The organism is Saccharopolyspora terrae, assembly GCF_004348435.1.
GTDB lineage: Bacteria > Actinomycetota > Actinomycetes > Mycobacteriales > Pseudonocardiaceae > Saccharopolyspora > Saccharopolyspora endophytica.
Window position 1 is genome coordinate 22,779 of sequence record NZ_SMKS01000023.1, and the last position, 23,294, is coordinate 46,072.

The following is a 23,294-nucleotide window of genomic DNA, read 5'->3' on the forward strand; positions in this document are numbered from 1 at the left end:
GAGGCCACGTGTTCTTGAACTGGTTGCAGCACGAGACGTCGGGGTTGCTCACGTTGTGCGCGGTGGGAATCGCGGTGCTGCTGGTGATGATCATCCGCTTCCGGATCGAGCCGTTCATCGCGCTGCTGGTGACGGGGCTGCTCATCGCGCTGGCCGCCGGGCTGCCCGTGGAGGACATCGTCGGCACCGCGCAGAAGAGCAGCGATTCCCTGCTCGAAGGCGGTTTCGCCAGCATCCTCGGGCACATCACCGCCATCATCGGGCTCGGCACGATCCTCGGGTCCATGCTGGAGGCATCAGGTGGCGCGCAGCTGCTGACCCGCAAGCTCCTCGGGGCGTTCGGCGAGAACCGGGCTCCGCTGGCGATGGGGTTGTCCGGGCTGATCTTCGGGATCCCGGTGTTCTTCGACATCGGCATCTTCGTGCTCGCGCCGCTGGTCTACGTGGTGGCTCGGCAGGGCAAGCGCTCGATCCTGCTGTACTGCCTGCCGCTGGTGGCCGGGCTGTCGATGACCCACGCCTTCCTGCCGCCGCACCCCGGTCCGGTCGTGGCCGCGGGACTGCTGGGCGTGGACCTCGGGTGGATCATCCTGATGGGACTGGCCTGCGGGCTCCCGGCGTTCGTCGTGGCCGGCCTGCTCTACCCGGTGTGGATCGGCAAGCGGATCACCCTCCCGGTGCCCGCCGACATGCTCGCCACCGCCGACGAGCTCGCCGCCAAGCGCGAGGGCCAGCGCGATCCTTCGCTCGGCGTGGTCGCGCTGATCATCGGCTTACCGATGGTGCTGATCCTCGGCGCCACCTTCGGCAGCATCACGCTGCCCGAGGGCAGCGGCGCGCTGTCGGTGCTGACGTTCCTCGGGAACCCGACCGTGGCGCTGACGATCGCCGTCCTGCTGTCGTTCTGGCTGCTGGGGACCCGGCGCGGGATGACCGGGCGGGACCTGTCCGAGCTGACCAGCGGCGCGCTGCGCCCGCTGGGCATGCTGCTGCTGGTCGTCGGCGCGGGCGGCTTCTTCGGCAAGGTGCTCGCCGAGACGGGCGTCGGGGACGCCCTGGCCGGGTCGTTGCAGGGCGTGGGGTTGCCGATGATCGTGTCGGCCTACGTGATCAGCAGCGGGCTGCGGATAGCGCAGGGTTCGGCGACCGTGGCGATCGTGACCACCGGTGGGATCGTGGCCCCGCTGGTCGGTTCGGCCGGGCTGTCGCAGGCCCAGCTCGCGCTGATCGCCGTGGCGATCGCCGCCGGGTCGATCATCGCCTCGCACGTCAACGACGGCGGGTTCTGGATCATCTCGCGGTACTTCGGGATTCCCGTGAGCGACATGCTCAAGACCTGGACCGTCCTGGAGACCCTGCTGTCGCTGGTGGCCTTCGGCATGGCGGCCGGGATCTCACTCCTGGTCGGGTGAGAGCACCCCGTTTCCGTTCCCCGGGAGGCGATTTCGCGAAATCGCCACGGATGGTGAACCGTTTCGGGCCTTAGCGCCTATGGCGGCGGTCCGGTTAGGCCATTTTGGTCTGGTCCACCTGTGGCCACTGCGACAGACTTCGCTTCTGCCGTGTCGTCTAGCTGGGAGAACGTCGTGGGTGACAGCTCGTTTTCGCGTCGTGGGTTCTTGAGCGCGGTCGGAGCTCTGGGCATTGCCGGAGCGACCGTCGGCTGCGCCACCGCCGCCGGCAGGCAGGGCGCGGCCGCGCCGCACCAGGTGCACGAGGGCCTGATGACCTTCATCGGCAGCTACACCAGCTCGCAACCCGCCGGCCGAGGCGTGGACATCGCGATGCGCGACATGAACGGGGTCCTCTCCCCCTCCGGGACCCTCGGCGGGATCGCCGACGCCTCGTTCTTCGCCTGGTCCCCCGACCACGAGTTCCTGTACGTGACCAACGAGCAGGAGCAGGGCTCGATCACCGCGATCGACGTCAGCACCCACGAACCCAAGGTGATCAACACCGCGCCCAGCGGTGGGAGCTCGCCGACCCACCTGTCGGTTCACCCGAGCGGCGAGTTCCTGCTCACCGCCCACTACGGGGACGGCACCGTAGCGGTGCACCGGCGCAACCCCGACGGCGCCATCGGCGAGCAGACCTCGCTGGTCAAGCACCCCGGGGCCGAGCCGCACGCGCACCAGGTCGTCGTCGACCCCAGCGGGAAGTGGGTCGTGACCGTCGACCTCGGCGCCGACTCGGTGTTCGTCCACGCCTTCGACGCCGGGAAGCTCACCCAGCACCAGCAGCTCCCGCTGCCCGCGGGCACCGGACCGCGGCACCTGGTGTTCAAGGGCACCACCGCCTACCTGCTGGCCGAGCTGAACTCCACGATCACCGTGCTCGCCTGGGACCCCGAGGCCGGGGCGCTGACCGCCGGGCAGGTCATCAGCAGCCGCGCGCCCGAGGCGACCGGGGAGAACTTCCCCGCCGAGATCGCGATCTCCCGGGACGGCCAGTTCGTCTACGCCTCCAACCGCGGCGACGACACCATCGCCACCTTCGGCGTGGAGAACGGATCGCTGGTGTTCAAGGCCGTCACGCCCACCGGCGGCAACTGGCCCCGGCACTTCGCCCTGGACCCCGAGGAGACCTCGCTGTTCGTGGCCAACCAGCGCGCGGGCACGATCACCCGCTTGGCTCGCGACACCGAGACCGGCGCGCTGACCCCCACCCCGGACAGCTACGCGTGCCCCTCGGTCGCGGTCATCACCTTCCACGGCTGATCCGTCCACAACGGACCGTCCCCCGCTCTTCCCGCCCGAATCCGCCAGTTCCACAACGCTCCCCACGGCCTCGGGTCGGCAAGGGCCTCGCTCCGGCGAGACCCCAACATCCCCGTTCCCCCGGGCCCACAAGAGAACAACACCGATTCCAGTGGAGATCGGGGTACCGAATTCCACTGAAATCCGGTTCCTGATTTCCACTGACATCGTTCAGCACATCGGAGACCAGCCATGCGCGCAGGAAAAGCCGTCATCGTCGCCGCCGTCGCTGCGCTGCTCACGGCCTGCGGACCACCGCAGGTGCAGCAGACCGGCTCCGCGGTCGACGAACGCACCGGAACGCTGCGGGTCTGGCTGTTCGACGAGGCCAACCGCGCGCCCAAGCAGGCCACCGTGGACGAAGCGGTGGCGCGGTTCGAGCGCGAGCACCCCGGCGTCGAGGTCGACGTGCAGTACATCGCGGTGGAGACGAGGTCCGAGCGCTTCACCGGGGCCTTCAACGATCCCGCCAGCGCACCCGACGTCGCCGAGGTCGGCAACACCGACCTCGCGGGCTACGTCGCCGCAGGCGGACTGGCCGACGTGACCGAGAAGCTGCCGCAGTGGCCGGAATCCGCCGACCTGTCTCCCTCCGCGCTGGACACCGCGCGAGTCGAGGGCAAGGTCTTCGGCGTGCCCTGGTACACCGGGGTGCGCGCGTTGTACTACCGCACCGACGTGTTCGACGAGCTCGGCCTGCAGCCACCGCGCACCACCGCCGAGCTGCTGGCCACCGCGCAGCGCATCCGCTCCGAACGTCCCGACCTCTACGGCATCGCCACCGGCGGCAAGTACCACTACGCGTTGATGCCGTTCATCTGGGCGGCGGGCGGCGACCTGGCTCGCCAGGAGGGCCAGCGCTGGGTGTCCACCATCGACAGTCCCGAAGCGCAGCGCGGCATCGAGACCTACGCCGAGATGATCACCAGCGGCGCGTGCCCGCCCGAGCAGTGCTCCGACATGACCGGCAGCCAGAGCGTGCAGGCGTTCGCCTCCGGCAAGGCCGCGATGACCATCGGCGGCGACTTCAACCGCAAGGCCGTCGACGCGGGTGTGGGAGGCAAGTACGGCGTCGTGCCGCTGCCGGGCGACGCGATCGGCTCCACCGCCCCGGCCTTCGCCGGCGGGAACCTGCTGTCGGTGCTCAAGTCCTCGCAGCGGGCGACCCTGGCGCGCGAGTTCGTGCAGCTGCTCGCGGGCAAGGAGTACCAGCGCAAGATGTACGGGGCGATGGGCAACCTGCCGACGTTCATCGACGTCCAGGGCGAGGTGGCCGAGCACGACCCGGCCGCGGCCCCGTTCGTGATGACGCTGCGCGGCGGAACGCACTTCGTGCCCGCCACCGAGGCGTGGTCGAAGATCGACGCGCAGGGCGTGCTCCCGACGATGGTGCAGCAGATCGTGCGCGGCACCCCCGTTGCCGAGGCATCGGCGCAGGCGGCGGCGCAGATGAACGCGGCCTTCGAAGGCCGATGATGGCGCTGCTCTACCTGGCACCGGCGGCGCTGCTGCTCGTCGGCATGATGGGCTACCCGCTGTACCAGCTGGTGCAGATCTCGCTGTACGAGTACGGCCAGGCGCAGGCCTCCGGCGGTGCGCCGCTGGAGTTCCTGGGCGCCGGCAACTACCTGGCGCTGCTCGGCGACGCGCAGTTCTGGACGATCCTGCTGCAGACCTGCGTTTTCGCCGCGATCTGCGTGCTCGGCAGCCTCGTGGTCGGCATCGGTCTGGCGGTGCTGGCCACGAAGGTCTCGCCGCTGCCCCGGATCCTGCTGTTCCTGGCGGCCATCGGCGCCTGGGCCACGCCCGCGGTGGCCGGGTCGACGGTGTGGCTGTTCCTGTTCGACCAGGACTTCGGGCTGATCAACGAGGCGCTGACCGGAATCGGCATCAGCGGCGCCGAAGGCATGTCGTGGACCTACGACAAGTACCTCGCCTTCGGCCTGGTGGCCGCCGAGGTGATCTGGTGCTCGTTCCCGTTCGTGCTGGTCACCACCTACGCGGGACTCATCGGGATTCCGGGCGAGGTGGTGGAGGCGGCCGCGCTGGACGGGGCTTCGACGTGGCGGACCACGCGCAGCGTGCTGCTGCCGATGCTGCGCCCGGTGCTGATCATCGCCACCATCCAGTCGATCATCTGGGACTTCAAGGTGTTCACGCAGATCTACGTGATGACCAACGGCGGCGGCGTCGCCGGGCAGAACATGGTGCTCAACGTCTACGCCTACCAAGAGGCGTTCGCGGCCTCGAACTACGGGCTGGGCTCGGCGATCGGCGTGGTGATGACCGCGCTGCTGCTGGTGATCACGCTGCTCTACCTGCGCGCTCAGCGCGGGAACGGGGTTCTGGCATGAGACGTTCCCGCGCCGTCGCCAACACCGCCGCGGTCGTGATCGCGGTGCTGGTCGCGTTTCCGCTGTACTGGATGGTGCTCTCGGCGTTCAAGCCGGAAGCCGAGCTTCAGTCCACCGATCCGCGCCCCTGGACCACCGCGCCGACCCTGGACGGGTTCCGCCGGGTCCTCACCGTCGACGGGCTGGGCGGCTACTTCCTCAACAGCCTCCTCGTGGCGGGCGCGGTGGTGCTGCTGTCGCTGCTGATGTCGTTCCTGGCGGCCGTGGCGCTGACCCGGTTCCGGATCAAGGGCCGCGCCGTGCTGCTGCTCATGCTGCTGGTGGCGCAGATGGTCCCGGTGGAGGCCCTGACCATCCCGCTGTTCTTCCTGATGCGCCAGGTCGGTTCGGCCGCACCGGCTTTCGGGCTCAACCACCTGGGATCGCTCGTGCTGGTGCACCTGGCGTTCAGCCTGCCCCTGGCGATCTGGATGCTGCGCGGGTTCGTCGCCGCCGTCCCCGTCGAGCTGGAGGAGGCCGCCACGCTCGACGGCGCGAGCCGCACGCGGTTCGTCTGGCAGGTGCTGTTCCCGCTCGTGGCCCCGGGACTCGTTGCCACCAGCGTGTTGTCGTTCATCCACGCGTGGAACGACTTCCTGTTCGCCAAGACCTTCATCATCTCGGCGACGGAGAACCAGACGCTGCCGATGGCGATCCTGGTATTCTTCAGCCCGCAGGGAAACGACTGGGGCGCGATCATGGCAGGCTCCACGCTGATGACCATTCCGGTGCTGATCTTCTTCGTGCTCGTCCAGCGGAATCTGGTGTCGGGGCTCTCCGGTGCGGTGAAGGGATGAGCTTTCACTCGCTGCTGCCGCGTCCGCGGCGGGTCGAGTACGCCAGCGGCCAGCTGCCGCTGGACATCCGCACCAGCGTCGGCGGTGAACCGAGCGTGGCGCGGTGGTTCCGCAGGCACGTCGGTGCCGCGACAGGACTTCCGCTGCCGCTGGCCGCCAAGCCCACCATCGAGTTCCGCATCGATCCCCACATCAACGGCCACCGCCTGGAGATCAGCCCCGACCAGGCGCTGGTGACCGCGCAGCACACCGCCGCCGCGCACCACGCGGCGCAGACGCTGCGGCAGCTGCTCCCACCGGACGCGTTCCGCCGCGCCCCCATCCACGACGAGCCGATGTCGTTGCCGTGCGGGGTGATCGAGGACCACCCCCGGTTCGGCTGGCGCGGCTGCCACCTCGACGTCGCCCGGCACTTCGTGGCCAAGCGGGAGGTCCTGCGGTTCGTCGACCTGCTGGCGATGCACAAGCTCAACGTCCTGCACCTGCACCTCACTGACGACCAGGGCTGGCGCATCGAGGTCCCGCAGTACCCGGAGCTGACCCGCATCGGTTCGTGGCGCGAGCGCTCCATGATCGGTCGAGGCGAGGTCCCGGAGTTCGACCGGCAGCCGCACGGCGGCTACTACACCACCGAAGACCTGCTGGAGATCGTCTCCTACGCCGCCGAGCACCACATCACGGTGGTTCCCGAGATCGACGTCCCCGGGCACAGCCAAGCCGCCATCGCCGCCTACCCCGAACTGGGAACCGGTGGGCCCGTGGCCGTGTGGGACTCGTGGGGCGTCAGCGAACGGATCCTGGCGCCCCGGCGGACCACCGTGGACTTCTTCCGCGACGTGCTGGACCACGTGATGTCCCTCTTCCCGTCGCCGGTGATCTGCCTCGGCGGCGACGAGGTCCCGGGCGCCACACCGGCGCACGGCGCGCTGCTGCGGCGGTTGATGGAGCACGTGCACAACCACGGCCGCCGGACCTCGGCGTGGGACGACGCCACGCACCTGGTCTCGCTGCCGGCGGAGACCATCGTGCTGAGCTGGCAGGACGCGCAGGCGGTCTCCCGCGCCGCCGAAGCGGGCAACGACGTGCTGCTGTGCCCGGAAACGCACTTCTACCTGGACCACCGGCAATCCGACGAGCCCGACGAGCCGGTCCCGGTCGGGTTCCTCAACACCCTGGAGAACGTCTACGCCTACGAGCCGCCGACCGAACGCGTTCTCGGTCTTCAGGCGCAGGTGTGGACCGAGCAGCTCGACTCCCCGGCCCGCATCGACTACGCCACGTTCCCCCGGCTGTGCGCGTTCGCCGAGGTCGCCTGGAGCAGCGAGCGGGACCCGGCGGAGTTCCACCACCGCCTGGCCCACCACCACCTGCCGCGCCTGGACGCCTTCGGCGTCGAGTACCGGCCGCTCGACGGGCCGTACCCCTGGCAGCTGCGCCCGGGTGTCGAAGGTCGACCCCGCTGAAACGACGCGGGTGGGGTCCGGACCGATCCCGACCCCACCCGCCGCTTCTCCCCTAGGATTCGGCCTTGACCGGCTCCCGGGGCTCCCAGCACTCGACACCGGTCAGCTCCGGCAGGCGGTCCCGGGTGAAGACCGGGTCGAGGCCCTGCCTGCGCTGATCGTTGTAGTCGCGCAGGAGCTTCAGCGCGACCGCGCTCAGCGGAGCGATGGCGGCGAGGTTGACCAGGGCCATGACGCCCATCGTGGTGTCGGCGAGATTCCAGATCAGGTCCGAGGAGCCGATCGCGCCCAGGAACACCACGACCAGCACGCCCCACTTGTAGCCGGTCTGCATCGCCTTGCTGCGGGTCAGGAAGCCCACGTTGGACTCGCCGTAGTAGTAGTTGCCCAGCACCGAGGTGAACGCGACCAGCAGGATGATCAGCGTCATCAGGTGCAGCGACCAGTCGCCGAGGTTGGTCTGCAGCGCCGTCTGCGTCATCGAGGCGCCGCGGTCCTCGTCACCGAAGGTCGGGTTGGACAGCAGCACGATGAACGCCGTGGTCGAGCACACCAGCAGCGTGTCCACGTAGACGCCGAGGGTCTGCACGAGGCCCTGCTTGACCGGGTGGCTCACCGAGGCGGTGGCGCCGGCGTTCGGGGCCGAGCCCAGACCGGCCTCGTTGGAGAACATGCCGCGCCGCACGCCCTGCACGATCGCCGCACCGATGCCGCCGCCCGCGACCGCCTCGAAACCGAAGGCGTGCGAGAAGATCTGCGCGATGACGCCCGGCAGCGCGTCGATGTTGAGCACCACGATGACCAAGCCGAGCAGCATGTAGAGGCCGGCCATGAACGGCACCAGCAGCTCGGCGGTCTGCGCGATCCGGCGCACGCCGCCGAAGATGATCAGCGCGGTCAGCGCGACCAGCGCCACGCCCAGGACCGGCTGCATCCAGCCGTTCGAGCTCATGCCGGTGGCCTCGGCCGAGGTGACGACGGCGTCGACGATCGTGTTGGCCTGCACGGCGGTGAACACGAAGCCGAACGTCACCGTGATGACCACGGCGAAGAGCACGCCCATCCAGCGCGCCCGCAGGCCGTGCAGCATGTAGTAGGCCGGACCGCCGCGGAAACCGGACTTGTCCCGCACCTTGTAGAGCTGCGCCAGGGTGGATTCCACGAAGCTGGCCGCGCCCACGACCAGACCCATCGTCCACATCCAGAACACCGCGCCCGGACCGCCCAGCGCGATGGCGGTGGCCACGCCGGCGATGTTGCCGGTTCCGATGCGGGCGGCGGCGGAGATCGCGAACGCCTGGAACGACGAGATCGCCTTCCCACCGTCCTCGGCGATCTCGGCCTTGCCGCCCATCGCGCGGACCATCTCCGGGATCATCCGGATCTGCACGGCTTTCGAGCGAACGGTGAAGTACAGGCTCAGCACCGCGAGCACGGGGATGATGATGTAAAGCCAGAACGTGTCGTTCAGCGCGACGATCGCGTCGTTGAGCGCTTCCACGGGCACTCCCTTTCCGCTGGTGGCGCGGGAAATCGCGTCAGCGGACGCCAGGAGTGCGGCGCCCGATGACGTTCACCGCGGGCAGTCCAAGCGCGGGCCGCCATGTGGTGGCGACCCGCGCGTTGGCGGAAAGGTTACAAACACGCTGGAATCGGGCTCCTGGTGGGTGCCCGACTGGCATTCAGCCCAGCACTTCGGCGAGGAACCGCCCGGTGTGGCTGTCCTCGATCTCCGCGATGTCCTCGGGCATGCCCTCGGCCAGCAGCAGACCGCCGCCGTTGCCGCCCTCGGGACCCATGTCCAGGATCCAGTCGGCGGTCTTGACGACGTCGAGGTTGTGCTCGATGACGATCACCGTGTTGCCCTTGTCGACCAGGCCGTTGATCACGCCGAGCAGCTTGCGGATGTCCTCGAAGTGCAGACCCGTGGTCGGCTCGTCGAGGATGTAGACCGTCTTGCCGGTGGAGCGCTTCTGCAGCTCGCTGGCGAGCTTGACGCGCTGCGCCTCACCGCCCGACAGCGTCGGGGCCGGCTGCCCCAGCCGCACGTAGCCCAGGCCGACGTCCACCAGCGTCTTGAGGTGCCGGTGGATGGCGTTGATCGGCTCGAAGAACTCCGCGGCCTGCTCGATCGGCATGTCGAGGACTTCGGCGATCGTCTTGCCCTTGTAGTGCACCTCCAGGGTCTCCCGGTTGTACCGGGCGCCCTTGCACACCTCGCACGGGACGTAGACGTCCGGCAGGAAGTTCATCTCGATCTTCAACGTGCCGTCGCCCGCGCACGACTCGCAGCGACCGCCCTTGATGTTGAACGAGAACCGGCCCGGCTGGTATCCGCGCACCTTCGCCTCGGTGGTGGCCGCGAACAGCTTGCGGATGTGGTCGAACACGCCGGTGTAGGTGGCCGCGTTGGACCGCGGCGTGCGACCGATCGGCGACTGGTCGACCTGCACCAGCTTGTCGACGTGCTCCAGGCCCTTGACCCGGGTGTGCCTGCCCGGGACCTGCCGCGCGCCGTTGAGCTTGTTCGCCAGCACCGACGCGAGGATGTCGTTGACCAGGGTCGACTTCCCCGAACCGGACACGCCCGTCACCGCGGTCAGCAGACCCAGCGGGAAGGAGACGTCGATCTTGCGCAGGTTGTGCTCGCGCGCGCCGACCACGGTCAGCTGCCGCTTGCGGTCCGGGACCCGGCGCTCGGTCGGCACCGGGATCTCCTTGCGCCGCGCCAGGTACGCGCCGGTCAGCGACTCCTTGTTCTTCAGCAGCTCCTTGTAGGGACCGCTGTGCACGACCTTGCCGCCGTGCTCACCGGCACCGGGGCCGATGTCGACCACCCAGTCGGCGGTGCGCACGGTGTCCTCGTCGTGCTCGACGACGATGAGCGTGTTGCCGAGGTCGCGCAGCCGGCTCAGCGTCTCCAGCAGGCGGTGGTTGTCGCGCTGGTGCAGCCCGATCGAGGGCTCGTCGAGCACGTAGAGCACACCGACCAGGCCGGAACCGATCTGCGTGGCCAGCCGGATGCGCTGCGCCTCACCGCCGGAGAGGGTACCCGCCGCGCGGTCCAGCGACAGGTAGTCCAGGCCGACGTCGAGCAGGAAGCCCAACCGGGCCTGGATCTCCTTGAGCACGGCACCGGCGATCATCTGCTCGCGCGGCCCCAGGACCAGCGCGTTGAGGAACTCCGCGCAATCGGCCACGCTCAGCGCGCTGACGTCGGCGATGGAGAGCTCGTCGTTCTCGTTCTCCATGGTCACGGCCAGGATCTCGGGCTTGAGGCGGGTGCCCTCGCAGGCCGGGCACGGCACGTCGCGCATGTAGCCCTCGTACTTCTCGCGCGCGTAGTCCGACTCGGTCTGCTCCAGCCGCCGCTCCAGGAACGGGATGACGCCCTCGTAGCTGGCGTAGTAGGAGCGGGTGCGGCCGTAGCGGTTGCGGTAGCGGACGTGCACCTGGTCGTCGGTGCCGTGCAGCACAGCCTTCTTGACCTTGGTGGGCAGCTGCCGCCACGGGGTGTCCATCCGGAACCCGATGGCCTCGGACAGGGAGGTCAGCAACCGGGAGAAGTACTCGGCGGTGTGCCCGCCGGCCCACGGCGCGATCGCCCCGTCGCCCAGCGAGAGGTCCTCGTCGGGCACGACCAGCTCGGGGTCGACCTCCTTGCGGATGCCCAGGCCCGCGCACTCGGGGCAGGCGCCGTAGGGCGAGTTGAACGAGAAGGAGCGGGGTTCGAGCTCGTCGACGCCCAGCGCGTGCCCGTTCGGGCAGGCCAGGTTCTCGGAGAACTTGCGCTCGCGGGCGGGGTCGGACTCGTCGAGGTCGATGAACTCGACAAGCACCAGCCCGTCGGCCAGCCGCAGCGCGGTCTCGACCGAGTCGGTGAGCCGCTGCTTGGCGCTCGCCTTGACGGTGAGCCGGTCGATGACGACCGCGATGTCGTGCTTCTCCTGCTTCTTGAGCTTCGGCGGCTCGTCGAGCGGGTGCACGACGCCGTCCACGCGGGCGCGGGCGTAGCCGGAGGAGCGCAGCTGCTCGAAGAGGTCGACGTACTCGCCCTTGCGCCCGCGCACCACCGGCGCCAGCACCTGGAACTTGGCCCGCTCGGGCATCTCCAGGACTTGGTCGACGATCTGCTGCGGGGTCTGCTTGCTGATCGCCTCACCGCAGGTCGGGCAGTGCGCCTTGCCGGCGCGGGCGTAGAGCAGCCGCAGGTAGTCGTAGACCTCGGTGATGGTGCCCACCGTGGACCGCGGGTTGCGGCTGGTGGACTTCTGGTCGATCGACACCGCCGGGGACAGGCCCTCGATGAAGTCCACGTCGGGCTTGTCCATCTGACCGAGGAACTGCCGGGCGTAGGCGGACAGCGACTCCACGTAGCGGCGCTGCCCCTCCGCGAAGATGGTGTCGAAGGCCAAGCTCGACTTGCCCGAGCCGGAAAGCCCGGTGAACACGATCAGGCTGTCCCGGGGCAGGTCGAGGTCGATCCCGCGCAGGTTGTGCTCACGGGCGCCGCGAACGACGAGGCGGTCAGCCACGGTGATCCCTTCGAAAAAGTTCTGGTGTTGCGCGAGCGCGCGCCGACTGCGAGCGGCCGCCTGCTTCAGGCAGCGGGACCGCCGGCGCGGCATCGGGTCGCGACGTTGCGACGTCCATGCTATTCGGGGCCACCGACAGTCTCGGACCGACGGCTTCCGGTACCGAGCACCTTCCCCAGCCGTCACCCCAACGTGTGAGATGTTGCGTGATCCGGCGGTGGCTGCCCCCTCACGACGATACGCAAAGTCGCCCGCATCGGGCACTGTCCCCGATGTGTCCTGCACCTTTACGCTCGAGTCTTCACGTTCTCCGCAATTCGACTCCCCTCTCCCCCACGTGAGGTAGAGCCATGGCTGACATCGTTCTCGGTACCGGCCGATGGTCCGCTGCCGCCCTGGCAGACGAGGTCGCGAACCGGCGAGCCGCCGTCCAGCACGCCACCGAGGTCCTGGTGCGCTCCGCGTCCGGCCTCGACGAGATCTCGGTCCGACAACCCAGCCTGCTGCCGGGCTGGAGCCGCTCGCACGTGCTCACCCACCTGGCCCGCAACGCCGATGCCTGCTGCAACCTCCTGCTCTGGGCTCGGACCGGCATCGAGCACCCGATGTACGCCAGCCGCGACGACCGCGACCAGGCCATCGAGGAAGGCGCCTCGCGCAGCCACCAGCTGCTGATGGAGGACCTGGTGGCCTCCAGCGACCGGTTCGCCGTGGCGGCGCGGGACCTGCCCGACTCCGACTGGACGGCCGAGGTCTCCCTCTCCGGAGGCGACGTCATCCCCGCGCTGCACGTCCTGCGGCTGCGGCTGCTGGAGGTCTGGGTGCACCTGGTCGACCTCGACCACGACGTGGATTTCACCGACATCCCCCTCGAGGACGCCGAGATGGTGCTAGAGGACGTGGTCCAGTTCTTCGGCGGGCGACCGGACGTGCCCGCGCTGACGCTGGAGGTCGACTTCGGCGACCACCGCCGCGGCTGGGACCTGCGCGGCACCACGTCGCGACCGGCGGCCGTCTCCGGCGAACCCGGTCCGATGCTGGGCTGGTTGCTCGGCCGCACGGGCCCCGGTGAGCTGCGCGGCGACGCGCCCGAACTGCCCGAATGGCTGTGAGCCCGATCTTGCGGCCGATGCCGGGGCGCGGGCGTTAGGCTCACGGGCGTGGAGCTTCAAGCTGAGTACACCGGACACGTGGAGCCCGGCGGCGCGGCCGCGCGCCGGGACCTGGACGCGCTGACCATCACCAAGATCTCGGTCGGCCCGATGGACAACAACGCCTACCTGCTGGTGTGCAAGAGCACCGGGGACGCGTTGCTGGTGGACGCGGCCAACGACCCCGAACGGCTGAGCGACCTGCTCGGTCACGACGAGCGGCGTCCCCGGCTGCGCACCATCGTCACCACCCACCAGCACGGCGACCACTGGCAGGCGCTGGGCGCGGTGGCCGGCGCGACCGGCTGCTTCACCGTGGCGCACCCCGCCGACGCCGACGAGCTGCCGGTGCCGCCGGACCGCCTGGTCGAGCACGGCGACACCATCGCGGTCGGCGACTCGGAGCTGTCGGTGATCCACCTGCGCGGGCACACCCCGGGCTCGATCGCCCTGGTCTACCGGGACCCGGCGGGCCACCCGCACCTGTTCACCGGCGACTCGCTGTTCCCGGGCGGAGTGGGCCGCACCACCACGCCGGAGGACTTCAAGTCGCTGGTCGACGACGTGGAGACCCGGGTGTTCGGCGAACTGCCGGACGACACCTGGTTCTACCCGGGCCACGGCGACGACTCCACCCTCGGCGCGGAGCGTCCCAAGCTCGCCGAGTGGCGCGAACGCGGCTGGTGATCGGCAGCGGGGGAAGTTCCCGGCGGGAGCTTCCCCCGAGCCCTGCGCGCGCACCGATGTGGCTGCGGTCGTCGGAGCCCCCGCCTACTCTGACTCCCGGGAGCGCGAGCACCGGAGGTCGTCGTGAGCGAGGCCGTGAAGCTGGACATCGGGGGCACCGAGGTGTCGGTGTCGCATCCGGACAAGGTGTTCTTCAAGATCCGCGGTGAGACCAAGCTGGACCTCGTGGACTACTACCGTGCGGTCGCCGGTCCGCTCCTGAGCACCCTGGGCGGTCGCCCGCTGCTGATGGAGCGCCACCCCGACGGGGCGAGCGGCAAGTCGTTCTTCCAGAAGCGGGTGCCCGCCTCGGCGCCGGAGTGGCTGCGCACGACGGTGGTCGAAACTCCGAACGGGACGACCAGCCACGCCCTCGTGGCCGCCGACCTGGCGCACGTCGTCTGGGCGGTCAACATGGGCTGCCTGGGCTTCCACGTGTGGCCCTACCAGGCCGGGCAGCCGGAGATCATCGACGAGCTGCGCATCGATCTCGACCCCTCGCCCGGAGTCGGCTTCGCCGAGGTGTGCGAGACGGCCGCGCTCACCCGCGACTTCCTCCGCGAGGACGGCATCGACGTGCGGCTGAAGACCTCCGGCTCACGCGGCCTGCACCTCTACGTCCCGCTGCACCCGGAGTGGGACAGCTACCGGGTCCGGGCCGCGGCCGTGGCGCTGGCGCGCGAGCTCGAACGCCGCCACCCCGATCTCGTCACCGCCCAGTGGTGGAAGGAGGAGCGGGGCCGGCGGGTTTTCGTCGATTTCAACCAGAATGCCCCGCACAAAACGGTTTTCGGCGCCTGGTGCGCCCGGCCCCGGGTGGGCGGGCAGGTGTCGACACCGATCGCGTGGGACGAGCTGGACGGCGTCGACCCGGACCAGCTGACCATCGCCACGGTGCCCGGCCGGCTCGCCGAGCGCGGTGACCCGTGGGCCGACACCCGGCCGCAGTCGATCCAACCGCTGCTGGAACGCTACGACCGGGACATCGCCGCCGGAGCGCTGGACGCGCCCTGGCCGCCGGTGTACCCGAAGCAGCCCAACGAGCCGCCCCGGGTGGCACCGAGCCGAGCCAAGCGCGACTGACCGAGAACCGTTTCCTTGCACCAGATTTCGCTAGACGGACATGCGCGGGACCTCGCGGACCGCGGCAGCCACGCGGTGGGCCTCGGTATGGCAGTCACCGCAGGTCTGCCACAGCCACGCCTCCTTGGTCGCGTCGGCCACGACCTCCTGGCTGCACAAGGTGCTGACGAGCATGCCGCTCGGATAGGCGTTGCCCCACGGCCGCTTGTCCAGGCTCGCGTGCCGTCTTCCGTCCGCCGGCACCCAGTGAAACGGATACATCGCTGCGCACTTCCCCCTCTTGCCTGTTCCGGTCGGCGATTCCGCGTTGCGGAACGAGAATCGCGACGGAACCCCTCAAAGTTCCGAAGCGACCTCGATCAAGACGAGCCCAATGCTCGTGGTCTCGGGACCACTGCGGCAATTCCCCGAACGGATGACGCCATTCAGCGCACACGCCTGTGCGTGATCGGCTAGTCACGCGAACGCCGACCCAGGGTGCCGTGCAGTTCCGCACCTGAAATAAGCTGTGGTGCATGAGCGAGACCACTCCGGCACCGCGGGCGTACGTTCTCGGTGCGGAAATCCGGGACGCGAGGTCGCGTTCCGGTCTCGGGCTGCGCCAATTAGCAGGACGTCTCGACGTTTCGCACTCCGTCGTGGTCCGCTGGGAGCGCGGTGAACGAGTGCCGTCGACCGAATCCGTGTCCGCCGTGTGCGCGGTGCTGGGCCTGTCCAGCCCGGCTCGCGATCGGCTGCTGCGGCTCACCCGCGAGGCGCAGGCCGAACCGCCCAACTCGGTGTCGGTCGGGTCAGTCGGTGAGGCCGATCAGCTCACCGCGCTGCTGGAGTTCGAGCGGATCGCCACGGCGATCACCGACGTCTCCCCGATCCTCATCCCCGGTCTGCTGCAGACCACCGACTACGCGCGCGCGATCATGGGCACCGGCATCCCGGAGCACGAGGTCTCCACCCGCGTGGCGGTCCGGCTCGGCCGGCGCGAGGTCATCACCCGCCACCAAGAACCCGTGCGGTACACGGCTTTCCTGCTCGAATCGGTGCTGCACCAGCCCATAGGCGGCAGGGCGGTGCTGATCGACCAGCTGCGGCACGTCCGCGACATGAGCGCCCGCGACAACATCGACATCCGGATCATCCCGCTGTCCGCGGGATGGACCCCCGCGCACGCCGGACCCTTCGTGCTCCTCGAGTTCGCCAAGGCATCTCCCGTCGTGCACCTCGAACACCACAGGTCCAGTGCATTCCTGCGCGATCCCGGCGACGTGACGGCTTTCGTCAAGGCCGGGAAGGACCTGGGGCAATTCGCGATGAGCAGCGACGACTCGGTTCGCCTCGTCGACGAGATCATCCACCGAGAGGAGACAACACCGTGACGTTGCTGCAGTCGCCGGTCGGTTGGCGCAAGTCCAGCCGGAGCAGCCAGGAGACCAATTGCGTCGAGGTCGGCCGCGTCATCGGCGGGGCCGCCGTGCGCGACACCAAGGACCGCGCCGGGGGCCTCTTAACCGCCAATTCCGCTCAGTGGCGCTATTTCGTCAGAGCGATCAAAACGGGTCGCTTCGACAGATAGACCACCACCTCGATTCGCCCTCTGGAAGACGAAAACCGGGAGCGTTCCGCCGCGGGCGGAGCGCTCCCGATGCGTGCTCGCCGGTCAGACCAGCCGCTCGACCACCAGGCGGGCGGCGTCGGCCAGCAGCGCGTTGTTCGCGGTGTCGTGCTCGCGGGGACGTCCGGTGAGCAGCGAGATGACGATCGGCGTTCCGGTGTCGGTCCAGGTCACGGCGATGTCGTTGGCCACCCCGTAGGCAATGCCGCCGCCGGTCTTGTCCGCCGTGCGCCAGCTGCTCGGAACCCCGGCGCGGATCCGGGCGGCGCCGGTGGCGCTGCCGAGCATCCAGCCGGTGAGCCGGTCGCGTTCCGCCGGGCCGAGCGCGTCGCCGAGCAGCAGGTGCTGCAGGCCTTCGCCCAGCGCCCTGGGCGTGGAGGTGTCGCGCTCGTCTCCGGGGATGGCGGTGTTGAGCTCGACCTCCCAGCGGTCCAGGCGGGTCATCGGGTCGCCGATGCCGCGGGCGAACTCCGTGATGGCCTGCGGGCCACCGAGTTCGCGCAGCATCAGGTTGGCGGCGGTGTTGTCGGAGTGCTGCACCGCGGCCGCGCACAGCTCGCCGACGGTCATGCCGGTGTCCACCCGGGTCTCGGTGATCGGCGAGTTCTTCACGAGCTGGCCGGCGTCGTAGCGGATGACGCGGTCGAAGTAGCCGCTGGCGAGCCCGTGGGCGCGCAGCAGCGCCGCCGACGCGTAGACCTTGAAGGTCGAGCACAGCGCGACGCGCTCGTCGGCGCGGTGGGCGATGGTCCGGCCGGTGGCGACGTTGCGCGCGAACAACCCCAGGCGCGCGTCGTAACGACGTTCCAGCTCGGCCCACACCGGGTCGGGCCGAGGAGCCGGTGCGACCGGCGTGGCGGACGGCGCGCTCGGCGCGCAAGCGGCCACCGGCGCGGCCAGCAACGCCGCTAGAACCGCCCGGCGACCTACGCGGATGTCATTGTGCTGCAACTGATTTCCCTCCAGTAGTGCTGATGCCTCCAATCAAGCAGCCGACCGCCGATAGCGCCAATAAGAACTCGAACGGTTCCCGATAGCGCTTCGATATCACCCCAGCGCGAACCGCCGTCGAAGCCGGCAGAACACCCGAAAAATTCTTCCGACGCCCACCGTTCAGGAGCAGCTCCGAGTCCGAATCGACCGGACGAAGGGGACGTCCTGGGGTGCGCCGAAGTCCTCCCGCTCTAGAGGCGGCCGGAGCGCAGGTCCGTCACCGCGATCCGAGCGCACTCGGCGATCGCGGCGTCCACCCGCGGCAGCGACGGGTCGGCGCGCGCCGCGAGGGTGAAGACCGCCACCGCCACCGGCGCCTCGCCGTCGAACTCCACGACCGACACCTCGTTGCGAACGGCACCGATCGTGCCCGTCTTCCCCGAGACCTGAACCCCCTGGAACGGGAACCCGGCCCGGACCCGGTGCATCCACGCCTGCTGTCCGAGCAGCCTGCGGACGAACGCGCACTGCTGCGGTGAGGCGACCTCATCGGCCCAGATCAACTCCATCAGCCGGGTCATCTCGCGGGGCGTGGTGGCGCTGGCGTAGGACGGGTCGTAGGCGCGGAGGGTGCGCGCCTCATCGTTGTCGGCCAGCAGGGCGAACGCCTCGGAGGCGCTGGTGGTGCCCATCTCGCGGGCCAGCGCGGCGTGCGCGTCGGCGGTGCCGCCGACGACCCGGGTGCGTTCCAGGCCGAGGTCGTCGAGCGCGGCGGCCAGGGAGTCGAGGCCGATCGCGCCCAGGATGACGTCCGCGGCGGCGTTGTCCGAGACCGCGATCATCGAGGCCGCGAGGTCGCGCCAGGACATCCGCACCGGGTCCTGGAAGGTCGACACGCCGGTGGGGCCGGGCGTGCAGGAACCGGGGTCGAGCCGGATGGCCTCGCGCGGGTCGAGGGTTCCCGCGTCGAAGGCGCGGGCCAGCGCGACCAGCAGCGGGAGCTTGTAGACCGAGGCGGTGACCACGAGCTCGTCGGCGCCGAAGCCTAGTTCGTGACCACCTCCGCCGAGCCGGACCGCGTGCACCCAGCCCTGCGCGCCCGCGTCGGCGAGCACGTCCCGGATGCGCTGCTCGGCGTTCACGCCAGATCCCGGAGCGCGGCTTCGAGCGCCTCGCACACGTCGGGCTGCGGGGCCGGGTCGGGCCAGACCACCCGGACCCGCAACGCGAGCTCGTCACCTGCGGCGACGACGGCCACGCCGGGTGCGCGCACCTCGGGGTCGGTGCTGAGCGCGAACGCGCGCCCGGCGGCGACGGCGCTGAGCGCGTCGCGATCACCGGGCGCCGGCAGGAATTCGGGGTCGAGACCGCGTTCCCGGAGGGTGTCCACGAGCAGGTCGAAGGCTGCGGTGCCGTGGGCGCGCGGCGCGGTGGCGCAGACCAGCCCGCGCAGCGCGCGGGTCGAGGACTTCGTGGCCGCCGGGTGGTCGGCGGGCACGAGCAGTCGGCGCGGGATCTTGACCACCGAGGAGGTCTGCAGGTCGCCGAGCAGCGCCGGGTGGTGCACGACCGCGCAGTCCAACCGGCCGCCGGCCACGGCGTCGACCAGGTCGATGGTCGGGGCGGTGCTGACGATGACGGTGCGCGCCGACGGCTCCGGTGCCGCGTCGCGCAGGGCGGCGACCAGACCGGCGACCTGGCGATCTCCGAGGGCGGCGATGACGCCGATGCGCACCGCTCCCCTGTTCTCCCGCTGCCTGCGGGCCGCTTCGGCGAACTCGTCGGCCCCGGCGAGCAGCGTCCGCGCTCGGGGCAGCAGGTCGGCGCCGGCGGTGGTCAGCCGCACACCCCGGGAACCCCTGGTCAGCAGGGTGACTCCGAGCCGGTTCTCCAGCCGCTGCACTCCTTGGGACAGCGGTGGCTGGGTCATGCCGAGGCGGTCGGCGGCGTGCCCGAAGTGCCCTTCCTCGGCGACCGCGACGAAGAACCGGAGATGACGCAGGAGGTCCACACCACCGATCCAAGCACAGGGCCCGGAACGCGGTTTGCGCTCCGGGCCCTGCTGCGTCCTCTTCTCATTCCGCCCGAACGACCGGCACCGCCGCTCAAGGGGAGTGGAACAGGGCGCTGCCCTTGACGTACTCCTCCCACGGGACGGTCCAGTCCCAGATGTCGCCGTCGGCCGGGGTGAGCGGTTTGGTCGACCCGACGATCTCCACCGGGTCTCCGATCTGCGTGAACTCCAGGAACCACCTGCCGTCGGTGCTGGAGAGGTTGACGCAGCCGTGGGTTACGTTGCTCGACCCCTGCGCGCCCGTGCTCGCCGTGTTGGTGTGCACGTACTCGCCGTTGTTGGAGATCCGGACCGCGTTGGGCAGCACCTCGTCGTAGGCGCCCGGGCTCCCCTGGGCCGGCCCGCCCCAGCTCCAGGAGTTCATCCGCACCGAGTCGTGCCGTTCGGTGGCGACGTGGATGCCGTGCTGCGTCGGGTACGCCGGCCGCCCGTAGGAGGCGTCCATCTTCCTGATCTCCTGGCCGTCCTGGTAGACGGTGAAGGTGTGGGCGTTGACGTCGCCGACGGAGCGCTGGTCGCGGCCGATGGTGAAGTTCGATTCGAAGTTCTTGTCGCCCATCACCCCGGCGCCGGTGTCGATGCCGTAGAGGTCGGCGCGCACCTTGACCTGGGTGCCGGCCTTCCAGTAGTCCTTGGGCCGCCAGTTGACCTGGTCGTCGGAGTACCAGTTGAACGAACCCTCGGTGGGCACGGAGGTTTCGATCTTCAGGCGGCGTTCGACGGCGGCGCGGTCCTTGACCGGCTTGTCGAAGTAGATCGAGACCGGCATCGCGATGCCGACGGTGTCCCCGTCGGTGGGCCGGGTCCGTTCGACGTTGACGATGTCGGTGGGTGTGGCGGTGGTGAACGAGGAGTTCAGCGGGATCGACGGAACGCCGTCCTGGTCGTGGGCGACGGCGTGCACCTGGTAGGTGGTGCCGAATGCCAGTGGCGAGTCGATCGTCCACTTGTGACCGCTGCGGTCGATCTTCCCCGGAACCGGTGCGCCGTTGGCCGTCACGTTGACCGAGGTCAGCACCCCGCGCTGCGCGGTGAGCTCCAGCGGTTCACTCGGTGACAGCGATGTCGTCCTGTCTGGAACCGAGGTCGTCACAGACGCCTCGGAAACGTCTGGCCCGCACGCCGTCAACGCGCACGCGACCAGGCTCGCGATGACTAGTTGGCACGCAACTGCCCCCCGCATACCGGCCTCCCCAAGAACCCTGCACCGTCTCGTTGGTAATCAGTAACTGTCCGTGCGGTGAGCGGGGTTCTCAACACGATCAAGCGGCGTTAGGTGGACGATCCACTGCTTCGTTTCTGGCTCTGTTGACCAGCGCAGACCTACGGCTGGCCGATGAACGCTCCATCGTGTGGATTGAAATCGGCGGCGGTCCTATATCGACTACTTGCCGTCGCTGCAAGCGCGACACTCCAAGATCATGTAATCCGATCGGTGGAGATCACATCTCGTCGTCAAAACCGGTGGCACCCATCCGGGTCACCACCGAGGCGCGCGAGGACACCACCGCAGCAGAGCTCCGGCCGAGCCTGAGGCGATGCCGAGGGCCAGGAAGTGGGCGCCGACGCCGAGCCCGGCGGCCGGAAGCAGGCCCCGACCTGCGGCGCGACCACGGCACCGATGCGACCCAGGCCCATCACCCGGCCCAGAGCGGTGCCGCGCAGCCGGGCCGGGTGGTGGCGGGCGAGGGCGGCGATGATCAGGCATCGGGTGCCGACCGCTCGCGAAGGCTCGCACGACCGGATCCGCCACGATCGCACCTGCCGTGAGGCGGACTCGGCTGAGGACGAGGGAGCCCCCGGGAGATCGGCTCGACAGGTGGAGCCGTCGGTGGTCAGTTCTTGTCGTTCTTGTCGTTCTTGTCGTCCTCGTCGATGATCTCGGCGTCCACCACGTCGTCTTCCCGCTCGGACCCCGGTGGCCCCGCGTCCGATGCTGCGGAAGTGCCCGGACCTGCGGTCCGCTGGCCGTAGATCGCTTCACCGACGGCTTGGGACTTCGCTGCGAGGGTGTCGGCCGCGGTTCTGATGCGGTCGATGTCGTCGCCCTTCAGCGCCTCGGTGAGGTCGTTGATGGCTTCCCGCACCTGGCTCCGGGTTTCCTCCGGGATCTTGTCGGTGTTGTCGGTGAGGACCTTCTCCGTTTGGTAGACGAGGGTTTCGGCCTGGTTGCGGGTCTCGGCCTCCTCGCGGCGCTTGCGGTCCTCGTCGGCGTGGGCCTCGGCGTCGGAGACCATCCGCTCGATGTCGTCCTTCGGCAGCGCCGAACCGCCGCTGATCTTGATGGACTGCTCGCGGCCGGTGCCGAGGTCCTTGGCGGAGACGTGCACGATGCCGTTGGCGTCGATGTCGAAGGTGACCTCGATCTGCGGGACCCCGCGCGGCGCCGGCGGCAGGCCGGTCAGCTCGAACATGCCGAGCTTCTTGTTGTGCACGGCCATCTCCCGCTCGCCCTGGAAGACCTGGACCATCACCGACGGCTGGTTGTCGTCAGCGGTCGTGAACGTCTCGGAGCGCTTGGTCGGGATCGTGGTGTTGCGCTCGATCAGCTTGGTCATGATGCCGCCCTTGGTCTCGATGCCCAGGGACAGCGGGGTGACGTCGAGCAGCAGGACGTCCTTGACCTCACCGCGCAGCACACCGGCCTGCAGCGAGGCACCGACGGCGACGACCTCGTCCGGGTTGACGCCCTTGTTCGGCTCCTTGCCGCTGGTGAGCTCGCGCACCAGCTCGGTCACCGACGGCATCCGCGTCGAACCGCCCACCAGCACCACGTGGTCGATGTCGCCGACCTTGATGCCGGCGTCCTTGATCGCGTTGCTGAACGGTTTGCGGCAACGTTCCAGCAGGTCGGAGGTGATGCGCTCGAACTCGGCGCGGGAGAGGTTCTCGTCCAGGAACAGCGGGTTCTTCTCCGCGTCGACGGTGATGTACGGAAGGTTGATGTTGGTCTGCGAGGAGGACGACAGCTCGATCTTGGCCTTCTCAGCGGCTTCCTTGATCCGCTGCATCGCCATCGGGTCGCGGTTGAGGTCCACGCCCGCGCTGGTCCGGAACCGCTCCACCAGCCACTCGACGATGCGCTCGTCCCAGTCGTCACCGCCGAGGTGGGTGTCCCCGGAAGTCGCCTTGACCTCCACCAGCCCTTCCCCGACGTCGAGCAGCGACACGTCGAACGTGCCACCGCCCAGGTCGAACACCAGGATGGTCTGCTCCTTCTCGCCCTTGTCCAGCCCGTAGGCCAGCGCGGCGGCGGTCGGCTCGTTGATGATGCGCAGCACGTTGAGGCCGGCGATCTGACCGGCTTCCTTGGTGGTCTGCCGCTGCGCGTCGTCGAAGTAGGCGGGGACGGTGATGACCGCGTCGGTCACGTCCTCGCCCAGGTACGCCTCGGCGTCGCGCTTGAGCTTCATCAGGACTCGCGCGGAGATCTCCTGCGGCGTGTAGTCCTTCTCGTCGATGCCGACCTTCCAGTCGGTGCCCATGTGGCGCTTGACCGACCGGATGGTGCGGTCAACGTTGGTGACCGCCTGGTTCTTCGCAGGCTGACCGGTCAGCAGCTCACCGTTCTTCGCGAAGGCCACCACCGAGGGAGTCGTCCTCGACCCCTCGGAGTTGGCGATGACGGTGGCCTCGCCACCCTCCAGGACCGAGACCACGGAGTTGGTCGTGCCCAGATCGATCCCGACAGCGCGCCCCATTTGCGCACACCTCCCGACCGCTACCTGCGGATTCTCGAGGCGGAACACCCCAAGTATGCGAACCGGGCGGTGA

Annotated in this window: 19 protein-coding genes; 11 read left to right on the plus strand and 8 right to left on the minus strand. The window is 69.4% G+C overall.

Going from position 1 to position 23,294, the window contains the following annotated elements; translation table 11 throughout:
- Positions 1–8: 8 nt before the first annotated feature.
- The 6 genes from E1181_RS15030 to E1181_RS15055 all read left to right on the plus strand — a co-directional run bounded on the left by E1181_RS15030 (position 9) and on the right by E1181_RS15055 (position 7,409).
- On the plus strand, positions 9–1,412 hold the full coding sequence (locus E1181_RS15030; protein ID WP_132675219.1) for a GntP family permease: 1,404 nt from the start codon (positions 9–11) through the stop codon (positions 1,410–1,412).
- Between the two features lie 207 nt (positions 1,413–1,619).
- Entirely contained in the window at positions 1,620–2,717 is a 1,098-nt protein-coding gene (locus E1181_RS15035; protein ID WP_132675221.1) for a lactonase family protein, read from the plus strand.
- Between the two features lie 231 nt (positions 2,718–2,948).
- Positions 2,949–4,232 (plus strand): extracellular solute-binding protein, encoded by a 1,284-nt coding sequence (locus tag E1181_RS15040; RefSeq protein ID WP_132675223.1) that lies wholly within the window; start codon positions 2,949–2,951, stop codon positions 4,230–4,232.
- Positions 4,229–5,110, plus strand: coding sequence for a carbohydrate ABC transporter permease (locus E1181_RS15045; protein WP_132675225.1), 882 nt, complete (start codon positions 4,229–4,231; stop codon positions 5,108–5,110). The genes E1181_RS15040 and E1181_RS15045 overlap by 4 nt, the downstream gene beginning before the upstream one ends.
- Positions 5,107–5,946, plus strand: a complete 840-nt coding sequence (locus E1181_RS15050) for a carbohydrate ABC transporter permease (protein WP_132675227.1) — start codon at positions 5,107–5,109, stop codon at positions 5,944–5,946. The genes E1181_RS15045 and E1181_RS15050 overlap by 4 nt, the downstream gene beginning before the upstream one ends.
- Positions 5,943–7,409: a beta-N-acetylhexosaminidase gene (locus E1181_RS15055; RefSeq protein ID WP_132675229.1), complete on the plus strand. Its 1,467-nt coding sequence runs from the start codon at positions 5,943–5,945 to the stop codon at positions 7,407–7,409. Before E1181_RS15050 ends, E1181_RS15055 begins: the two co-directional genes overlap by 4 nt.
- A gap of 52 nt (positions 7,410–7,461) precedes the next feature.
- Here the strand turns inward: E1181_RS15055 and E1181_RS15060 are convergent, their stop codons facing one another.
- On the minus strand, positions 7,462–8,910 hold the full coding sequence (locus tag E1181_RS15060) for an alanine/glycine:cation symporter family protein (RefSeq protein WP_132675231.1): 1,449 nt from the start codon (positions 8,908–8,910) through the stop codon (positions 7,462–7,464).
- 181 nt (positions 8,911–9,091) lie between these two features.
- Positions 9,092–11,944, minus strand: coding sequence for an excinuclease ABC subunit UvrA (uvrA, locus tag E1181_RS15065; RefSeq protein WP_132675233.1), 2,853 nt, complete (start codon positions 11,942–11,944; stop codon positions 9,092–9,094).
- Between the two features lie 350 nt (positions 11,945–12,294).
- Between uvrA and E1181_RS15070 the strand changes: the two genes are divergently transcribed.
- The 3 genes from E1181_RS15070 to ligD all read left to right on the plus strand — a co-directional run bounded on the left by E1181_RS15070 (position 12,295) and on the right by ligD (position 14,904).
- Positions 12,295–13,056, plus strand: a complete 762-nt coding sequence (locus E1181_RS15070; protein ID WP_132675235.1) for a maleylpyruvate isomerase family mycothiol-dependent enzyme — start codon at positions 12,295–12,297, stop codon at positions 13,054–13,056.
- A gap of 48 nt (positions 13,057–13,104) precedes the next feature.
- Positions 13,105–13,782, plus strand: coding sequence for an MBL fold metallo-hydrolase (locus E1181_RS15075; RefSeq protein WP_132675237.1), 678 nt, complete (start codon positions 13,105–13,107; stop codon positions 13,780–13,782).
- Positions 13,783–13,905: 123 nt separating this feature from the next.
- Entirely contained in the window at positions 13,906–14,904 is a 999-nt protein-coding gene (gene ligD, locus E1181_RS15080) for a non-homologous end-joining DNA ligase (RefSeq protein WP_132675238.1), read from the plus strand.
- Positions 14,905–14,934: 30 nt separating this feature from the next.
- On the opposite strand, the gene E1181_RS15085 is transcribed toward ligD, so the two are convergent.
- Entirely contained in the window at positions 14,935–15,165 is a 231-nt protein-coding gene (locus E1181_RS15085; protein WP_132675240.1) for a zinc finger protein, read from the minus strand.
- A 254-nt stretch (positions 15,166–15,419) separates the two neighbouring features.
- On the opposite strand from E1181_RS15085, the gene E1181_RS15090 reads away from it, so the two are divergent.
- Both E1181_RS15090 and E1181_RS15095 read left to right on the plus strand, forming a co-directional pair.
- On the plus strand, positions 15,420–16,277 hold the full coding sequence (locus E1181_RS15090; protein ID WP_132675242.1) for a helix-turn-helix domain-containing protein: 858 nt from the start codon (positions 15,420–15,422) through the stop codon (positions 16,275–16,277).
- Positions 16,278–16,279: 2 nt separating this feature from the next.
- Complete coding sequence (locus tag E1181_RS15095; protein WP_132675331.1) at positions 16,280–16,474, plus strand: DUF397 domain-containing protein; 195 nt, start codon at positions 16,280–16,282, stop codon at positions 16,472–16,474.
- A gap of 84 nt (positions 16,475–16,558) precedes the next feature.
- Here E1181_RS15095 and bla read toward each other — a convergent pair whose 3' ends face one another.
- The 5 genes from bla to dnaK all read right to left on the minus strand — a co-directional run bounded on the left by bla (position 16,559) and on the right by dnaK (position 23,221).
- Complete coding sequence (gene bla / locus E1181_RS15100) at positions 16,559–17,464, minus strand: class A beta-lactamase (RefSeq protein ID WP_132675244.1); 906 nt, start codon at positions 17,462–17,464, stop codon at positions 16,559–16,561.
- A 233-nt stretch (positions 17,465–17,697) separates the two neighbouring features.
- Positions 17,698–18,588: a serine hydrolase gene (locus E1181_RS15105; RefSeq protein ID WP_132675246.1), complete on the minus strand. Its 891-nt coding sequence runs from the start codon at positions 18,586–18,588 to the stop codon at positions 17,698–17,700.
- Entirely contained in the window at positions 18,585–19,457 is an 873-nt protein-coding gene (locus tag E1181_RS15110; RefSeq protein ID WP_132675248.1) for a LysR family transcriptional regulator, read from the minus strand. Before E1181_RS15110 ends, E1181_RS15105 begins: the two co-directional genes overlap by 4 nt.
- A gap of 94 nt (positions 19,458–19,551) precedes the next feature.
- On the minus strand, positions 19,552–20,613 hold the full coding sequence (locus E1181_RS15115; protein WP_235876789.1) for a L,D-transpeptidase: 1,062 nt from the start codon (positions 20,611–20,613) through the stop codon (positions 19,552–19,554).
- Positions 20,614–21,355: 742 nt separating this feature from the next.
- Positions 21,356–23,221 carry a molecular chaperone DnaK gene (gene dnaK / locus E1181_RS15125; RefSeq protein WP_132675252.1) on the minus strand — a complete coding sequence of 622 codons (1,866 nt, stop codon included), beginning with the start codon at positions 23,219–23,221 and terminating at the stop codon, positions 21,356–21,358.
- Between the last annotated feature and the right edge of the window lie 73 nt (positions 23,222–23,294).